Source organism: Nocardioides sp. CPCC 206348 (assembly GCF_048654705.1).
Classification (GTDB): Bacteria; Actinomycetota; Actinomycetes; order Propionibacteriales; family Nocardioidaceae; genus Nocardioides.
In genome coordinates, this window is the sequence record NZ_JBMCZA010000162.1 from 17,865 (window position 1) to 24,311 (window position 6,447).

7 protein-coding genes are annotated in these 6,447 nt (G+C 71.0%); 2 read left to right on the forward strand and 5 right to left on the reverse strand.

The features are described 5' to 3' along the window. Both ACOADB_RS12070 and ACOADB_RS12075 read right to left on the reverse strand, forming a co-directional pair. Positions 1-211, reverse strand: a 211-nt coding sequence (locus ACOADB_RS12070) for an RNA-binding S4 domain-containing protein (RefSeq protein ID WP_378598597.1), incomplete at its 3' end; no start/stop codon positions are given. Positions 212-252: 41 nt separating this feature from the next. Beyond that, entirely contained in the window at positions 253-1,512 is a 1,260-nt protein-coding gene (locus tag ACOADB_RS12075; protein WP_378598600.1) for a DUF445 domain-containing protein, read from the reverse strand. A gap of 265 nt (positions 1,513-1,777) precedes the next feature. Between ACOADB_RS12075 and ACOADB_RS12080 the strand changes: the two genes are divergently transcribed. Next, complete coding sequence (locus ACOADB_RS12080) at positions 1,778-2,407, forward strand: Pr6Pr family membrane protein (protein WP_378598603.1); 630 nt, start codon at positions 1,778-1,780, stop codon at positions 2,405-2,407. On the opposite strand, the gene ACOADB_RS12085 is transcribed toward ACOADB_RS12080, so the two are convergent. The 3 genes from ACOADB_RS12085 to ACOADB_RS12095 all read right to left on the reverse strand — a co-directional run bounded on the left by ACOADB_RS12085 (position 2,404) and on the right by ACOADB_RS12095 (position 5,995). After that, on the reverse strand, positions 2,404-4,443 hold the full coding sequence (locus ACOADB_RS12085; protein WP_378598607.1) for a DEAD/DEAH box helicase: 2,040 nt from the start codon (positions 4,441-4,443) through the stop codon (positions 2,404-2,406). The two genes, ACOADB_RS12080 and ACOADB_RS12085, sit on opposite strands and share 4 nt — an antisense overlap. Positions 4,444-4,701: 258 nt before the next feature. After that, the gene (locus ACOADB_RS12090; protein WP_378598610.1) at positions 4,702-5,676 is read right to left on the reverse strand and encodes a TIGR03086 family metal-binding protein; all 975 of its coding nucleotides are present in this window, start codon (positions 5,674-5,676) and stop codon (positions 4,702-4,704) included. A 4-nt stretch (positions 5,677-5,680) separates the two neighbouring features. After that, a complete protein-coding gene (locus ACOADB_RS12095; protein ID WP_378598613.1) occupies positions 5,681-5,995 on the reverse strand; it encodes an ArsR/SmtB family transcription factor in 315 nt (104 codons plus the stop codon). A gap of 149 nt (positions 5,996-6,144) precedes the next feature. Here ACOADB_RS12095 and ACOADB_RS12100 point away from each other — a divergent pair. Further along, the coding region (locus tag ACOADB_RS12100) for a hypothetical protein (protein WP_378598616.1) at positions 6,145-6,447 on the forward strand (303 nt) is incomplete at its 3' end.

The window sequence follows — 6,447 nt, forward strand, 5'->3', positions numbered from 1 at the left end:
CGACCCGGGCGGCCTGCCCTGCCAGTTCCACGACGTCCCCGGGGACGAGCTGGCGTCCACGCCGGGTCTCGACCTCGCCGTTGACGGTCACGAGGCCGTCGGCGATCGGCGGCTTGGCCTCGGCACCCGACTCGACGAGGTTCGCGAGCTTGAGGAACTGGCCGAGACGGATCGAGCCGTCGCGGATGCCGACGTCCTGGGGAGTTGCCACCCGCCCAGAGTAGGCCGGGGTGGGGTCGGCCGGTGAATCGCTCAGTGAAGGGCGACGGACACCGCGTGGATGAGTACGCCGACGAGGCCACCCACGATCGTGCCGTTGATCCGGATGAACTGCAGGTCGCGCCCGACGTGCAGCTCGATCCGCCGGGCGGCCTCCTTGCCGTCCCACCGCTCGATGGTGTGGGTGATCACGGCGGTCAGCTCGGCGCCGTACCGCTCCACGGCGAAGACGGCGCCGTCGGCGGCCATCTTGTCGAGCCGGTCGCGCAGCGCCGCATCGGACCGCAGGCGGGACGAGGCACCCTCGACCTCGACGAGCAGCCGACGTCGTACGGCGCCGTCGGGGTCGTCGAGCGAGGTCAGCAATGCCTTGCGGAGGGCCTTCCACATCGAGATCGCGGTCTTGAGCACGGCGGGGTGGTCGAGCACCCGGTCCTTGAGCCGCTCGGCGCGTTCCTGGGTGTCGGGGTTGACGAGCAGGTCCTCGGACAACCCGACGAGCATCGAGTCGAGCGCCTTGCGGGCACGATGGTGCGGGTTGACCTGGATCTCCTCGACCCAGCGCACCAGGTACCGGTGGGCACGTTCGACGACGACCTCATTGAGCCGTTCGGGCGCCCAGGCCGGCGCCCGCTCCCCGATGACGGCGTAGACGGTTTCCGGGTTGGCCACCAGCCAGCCGTGGATCTCGTCGATCATCAGGTCGACGAGACCGTGATGGAGGTTGTCGGCAAGTGCCTCGGAGAGCAGTCCGCCCAGCAGCGGCGCAATCGGTTCCTCGTGGAAGCGCGGGACCAGCGCCTCGGTCACCAGCGCCTCGATGTGCTCGTCGCGGACCTTGCCGAGCGCGATGGCCGCGATCTCGGAGCCCTCGGTCACGACGCGTTCGGCGTTGGCCGGCACCGCCAGCCAGTCCCCCACCCGCTGTGCGACGCCGATGCCGAGCACCCGCTCGCGGATGATCTCCTCCTGGAGGAAGTTGTCGCCGACGAATTCCTCCAGGCCCTTGCCGAGGTCGTCCTTGCGCTTGGGAATGAGCGCGGTGTGCGGGATCGGGAGGCCGAGCGGGTGCTTGAACAGCGCCGTGACGGCGAACCAGTCCGCGATCGCGCCGACCATCGACGCCTCGGCGCCGGCATTGACGAAGCCCCAGAACCCGTCGCGATTCAGGGTCGCGACGTAGACCGCGGCGGCGAACAGCAGGAGCGACACGGCCACCGTGCGCATCCGGCGCAGCGCACTGCGACGGATCTCGTCAGAGGACGGGTCGGTGGTGATGAGGGGACCGGACACGTCGCCATCCTTGCCTACGACACCCACGAAACCGGGCCGCGACCTGCGGAAACGAGAAGGGGCGGTCCCGCCCGAAGGCCGAACCGCCCCTGCGTGTCGTGGAACCCCCCAGTCACCGCAACACACCCAGCCCCTGTCGATCCGTTTCCGGCGCGGCACTGGCCTCTTGCCTGATCAACGACTTATGGCCACGGAGGTTCCGGTTAACCGTGAAGTCTTGTCACGGAAACCCAGGCGGACGCCGACGATGCCCTACGGTTGGCCGGTGAGAAAGTCCTCGGCCTGGCACGCCCTGACCGCCGCGGTGGCGACCGGCGCGCTCGTGCTGCAGACGGCCCTGGTCATCGAGGGCGCTTCGGTCCTCGTCGACGAGAACCCGCCGACCCTGGCCACCCGGCTGATCAGGCTCGTCGCCTACTTCACGATCCAGAGCAACCTGCTGATCGCGATCGCCAGCTTCCTGCTCGCCCGCGATCCGTCGCGCGACGGCACGAGGTTCCGCTCACTGCGCCTGGCCGGCATCGTCGGCATCACGGTCACCGGCCTGGTGCACTTCTTCCTGCTGCGCCCGCTGCTCGACCTCGAGGGCGCGAGCTACGTCGCCGACAAGCTGCTGCACATGGTGGTGCCGGCGCTGGCGGTCATCGGCTGGATCGCCTTCGGGCCCCGGCCCCGGGTCGAACGACGCGCGATCGAGGTGTCCCTGGCCTGGCCCATCGCCTGGCTCGTGGTCATCCTGGTCGCGGGCGCCGCCACCGACTGGTTCCCGTACCCCTTCCTCGACTACGACGAGAAGGGCTGGGGCTCGGTGATCGTGGTGTGTGTCGCGATCACCGCCCTGTTCGGGGCCGTGATCGCGCTCTACCGGTACGCCGACCGGAAGCTCAGGACCTAGTCGCCGCGCTCCTCCAGCGCCGCCGTCAGCAACGCGACCAGTGCCTCGGTCTGCAGGTCGATCGAACCGCCCTCGACCTCTTCACCGGCGCCGTCGAGGGCCCGCGCCGCGAGGCCGGCCTTCTTGTCGATGAGCTCGGCGATCCGGGTGTCGAGGGTCTGCGTCGCGATGATCCGCCAGGCGGTCACCGGCTCGTCCTGGCCGATCCGGTGCACCCGGTCGATGGCCTGCGTCTGCTCGGCATCGGTCCACGAGAGCTCGGCGAGCACCAGGTTGGACGCGACCTGCAGGTTGAGGCCGACACCGGCTGCGGTGAGCGAGCAGACCGCGACCTGCACCTCGGGGTCGTTCACGAACGCGTCGATCGCCTTCTGGCGGGCGGTGCTGGTCTGGTCGCCGCGGATCGAGCTGTACTTGATGCCGCGCTCGGCGAAGGTCTTCTCGGCCTGGTCCATCACGTCGATGTGCTTGGCGAAGAAGACGACCTTGCCGACGTTGCGGGCCAGCTGGGCGGTGTAGTCCGCTGCGAGGCCGGCCTTGGCCTGGCCGATCCGGCGCAGCATGCCGAAGACGTTCTCGCCCGTCTTGGTCGAGTTGTCCTCCCGTTCCCAGGTCGCCACCCGGCGCACGAGGTCGTGGTCGATCCCGTCGACCACGGCTCCGCTGCGTCGCGTGGACAGCGCGGCGTCGTACCGCTCGACCATGCGGCGGGCGAGCTCCTGCTCGGCCTTGCGGATCGAGCGACCGGCTTCACCTTCGAGCTCGACCGGCATGTCGGCGATCCGGCGGGCGGGGATGTCGGCGGCGACGTCGATCTTGCGGCGGCGCACGATGCCCTCGTCGATGACAGCGCGACGGGCGGCGGGGTAGAAGCCGAGGTCGGCCGGCGTGAGGCCGGTCTCCTCGAGCGCCTCCATCAGCTCGCCCTGCGGGACGACGTCGTCGATCCAGCCGAGGAACTGCCAGATCGCGCGGAAGTCCTCGATGTCGTTGATCAGCGGGGTGCCGGTCAGCGCCATCAGCAGCGGACGGGCGATCCGGGCGCGGATCTTCTCGGAGAGCTCCAGCACGTTCTGCGAGCGCTGGGAGCCCTTGTTCTTGATGTAGTGCGCCTCGTCGACGATCATCCCGCGGAACCCGTGGGTGGCCAGCCAGCCCGTGTGCCGGTCGAGGATCTCGTAGTTGACGATGAAGACGTCGGCGAAGCCGTCGGCGTCGTCGCCGTCACCGTGCAGCACCGTGGCGCGGCGGTTGGGGACCCAGAGGTCCACCTCGCGCGCCCAGTTCGTCTTCACGACATTGGGTACGACGGCGAGCAACGGGAACGCGCCCGCGGCCTCGGCAGCGAGCAGCGCCTGCGCGGTCTTGCCGAGGCCGGGCTCGTCGGCGAGCAGGTAGGTGCGGTGGCCCTCGGCGGCCGAGGCGATCAGCTGCGCCTGGTGCGGCATCAGCTCGCGACCGGCGGGTGCGTGCCGTCCGGTCATCGAGGTCAGCTGGTCGGCGTCCGGCAGCGGCATGCACGCCGGGGCGTCGGGAGCGGCGCGCTCGAAGGAGCGGAACAGCGGCTCGAGCAGCTCCCAGCCGGCCAGGCGACGGGGCCGGACGCGGCTACGGGCGTGCTCGAAGTCAGGGGCGAGGAACGGGTTGGCGAGCTGGCGCGCCTGCACGGACAGCGGGTACGCCCGGCGCTCGGCAGCGGCACCGTCGACGAGCTCGACGACCGGCTCCGGCTCGGGCTCCGGCTCGGCACCGGCCTTGCGGAGCAGCTCACGTCGTACGGCCTTGGCCGTCTCGGACATCTCGGCGTTCTCGTCGAGCAGCGTGAACAGCGTGCTGTCGCGGGCGGCGGTCTGGGCGAGGATCGTGGCGATCCCGTCCAGGCGCTTGAGCTCCTCGCCGCGGCGGCTGTCGGACAGCTCGGTGTCGGCCTTGACCCGGGCGCGCTCCTCGCGGGCCAGCAGGGCGACGACCTGGAACTTCGCGCGCACCTCCGGCATCGCCGAGCGGCGGGCGACCGCTGCCTCGACCTCGCGCACGGCGCGAGCGAGCTGGGGAATGATCCCCTCTTCGTTGCGACGCGTGCGCGCCGCCTGGGGGTTCCGACGCTGCTGCGTCGCTCCCCGCTGGCCTCCTCGAGCCACAGGTTTCCTTCCGATGCGGACAGGGTCCGCGAGGTTCCTTCGACGGTGACCGGGGCTCGCGCTGCTGCGGGAGTGCGCCGATCGGGTGCTCATCACCGGGTGCGCATCAGTTGCGACGTCGCTCGGTGGTGGCACCAGATTAGCGCACCCGGTTCACGCCGCGAGGGGCGTCCGTCCGCTGTACGCCGCCAGGCGGGTCAACGCGTCGGATCCCGCATCCGCGACGACCTCGTCGGCGAAGGCCCGGCCGCGCGCACCGGGGATGACCTTGGCGGCCGACCCGGCGACATGCTCGACGACAGCGTCGCTGACGGTGATCGTCGCGCCGGTCGCCTGGGCGAAGTCCCAGGCGTGCAGGAGCAGCTCGATCGAGACGATCCCGGCGAGCACGGGCGCGGGAGCCTCGCCGAACGGGCTCATCGCCATGCCCTCGAGGCCCCGGCGGCGCCACGCCTCGATGGCGTCGGACGCGAGGGTCGAGACGGCGTCCTCGAGCGTGGGCGCCTCGGCGCGCGTCAGCTCGGCTCCGGCCATGGCGCCGAGCGACACCAGCGTGTCGAGCAGGTGGTCGGCCAGCTGGTGGACGGTGAAGTCCGCGCACGGGGTCGGCTTCTCGCGGTCGGTCGAGACGACCTGGCGAAGCACTCCCTGGAGGACGGCGAGGCTCGCCTCGGCGGCGACGACCTCGTCCATCCGCTCGGGCGCGAACGCCCATTCGTCGGGGCCGGCATCGCCCTTCGCGGCGGCGACCTCGAGGCGGCCGAGGAAGTGGTTCCAGCCCTCCTCGTGGCCGACCTCCTGCTCGGGCGTCAGGCCCTCGTGCGTGAGGGTCACGAGCGAGCCACCGTCGGTCGGCTCGACGGTGATGATCACCGTGCTGTCGACGTCCTCGGCGCCCGGCATGTCGTCCCACGCCCACTCGAGCACGACGCGTCGACCGGGCTCGACCTCGCGAACGGTGCCGGCCACGACGTTGCCCGGCGTCACGGTCCAGCGGTACTCGCCGCCGGCACGCAGGTCCACGCGTGCGGTGACGGCGGTCCACCGGCGCAGCCGCTCGGGCTGGGTGACGAGCGCGAACGCCTCGTCGGGCGAGACGGGCAGGGAGACGGTCTTCGAGAAGGTCATGGCTCTACTCCTGGTTGCGGTTGTTGTTGAGTTCGTGGGCGTCGGCGACCAGCTGGTCGAGCTCGGAGGTCCAGAACCGGTCGATCTCGGCCTGGAGCCGGCGCAGTCCGTCGGGGACGACGCGGTAGATCCGCTGCCGGCCCGACTTCTCGGCCGCGACCAGTCCCGCGTCGGCGAGGACCAGCAGGTGCTGGCTGATCGCCGAACGGGTCACCGGGAACTGGTCGGCGAGCTCGGTGACGCTCATCGGACCGGCCGCGAGCAGCTGCAGCAGACGGCGCCGGCTGGGCTCCGCGGCTGCACTGAACGGGTCGGTCATGATCGATACGTTAGCCGTCACTAACGCATTTATCAACAGCCCTCCGCATTCACAGGTTCCCGACAGGTCCGCCGCAGCGCAGACCTTGGCTCGCGGCGGAGTGTCGTCCCCAGGCCACCACCGAGGTGGGCCACGGAGAGGAGCACTTGATGAGCACGTACCGGATGAGGGCCGCGGCCCTCCTGACCGCCGGCGCCGTTGCCGGCGGCGTCACCGCCGCCACCCTGACCGCCACCGCGGACGAGGGCACCCCCAGCGCGACCGTCAGCGCCGACGGCCACCCCGGTCCGGGAGGTCCTGGTGGCCACGGCCGCGGCGGCGCACACGTCGACACGGCCGCGCTGGCCAAGGCGCTCGGCCTGACCGAGGACAAGCTCACCGCCGCACTCGAGGCAGTCCGGGAGGACCTCAAGCCCGCGGACCGGGAGAAGCCGGCCGACGGGAAGAGGCCG

Excerpts from the sequence above, each read along its gene's own strand:
- ACOADB_RS12090 (WP_378598610.1), bottom strand. The coding sequence starts at position 5,676 with ATGACCTTCTCGAAGACCGTCTCCCTGCCCGTCTCGCCCGACGAGGCG.
- ACOADB_RS12095 (WP_378598613.1), bottom strand. The coding sequence starts at position 5,995 with ATGACCGACCCGTTCAGTGCAGCCGCGGAGCCCAGCCGGCGCCGTCTG.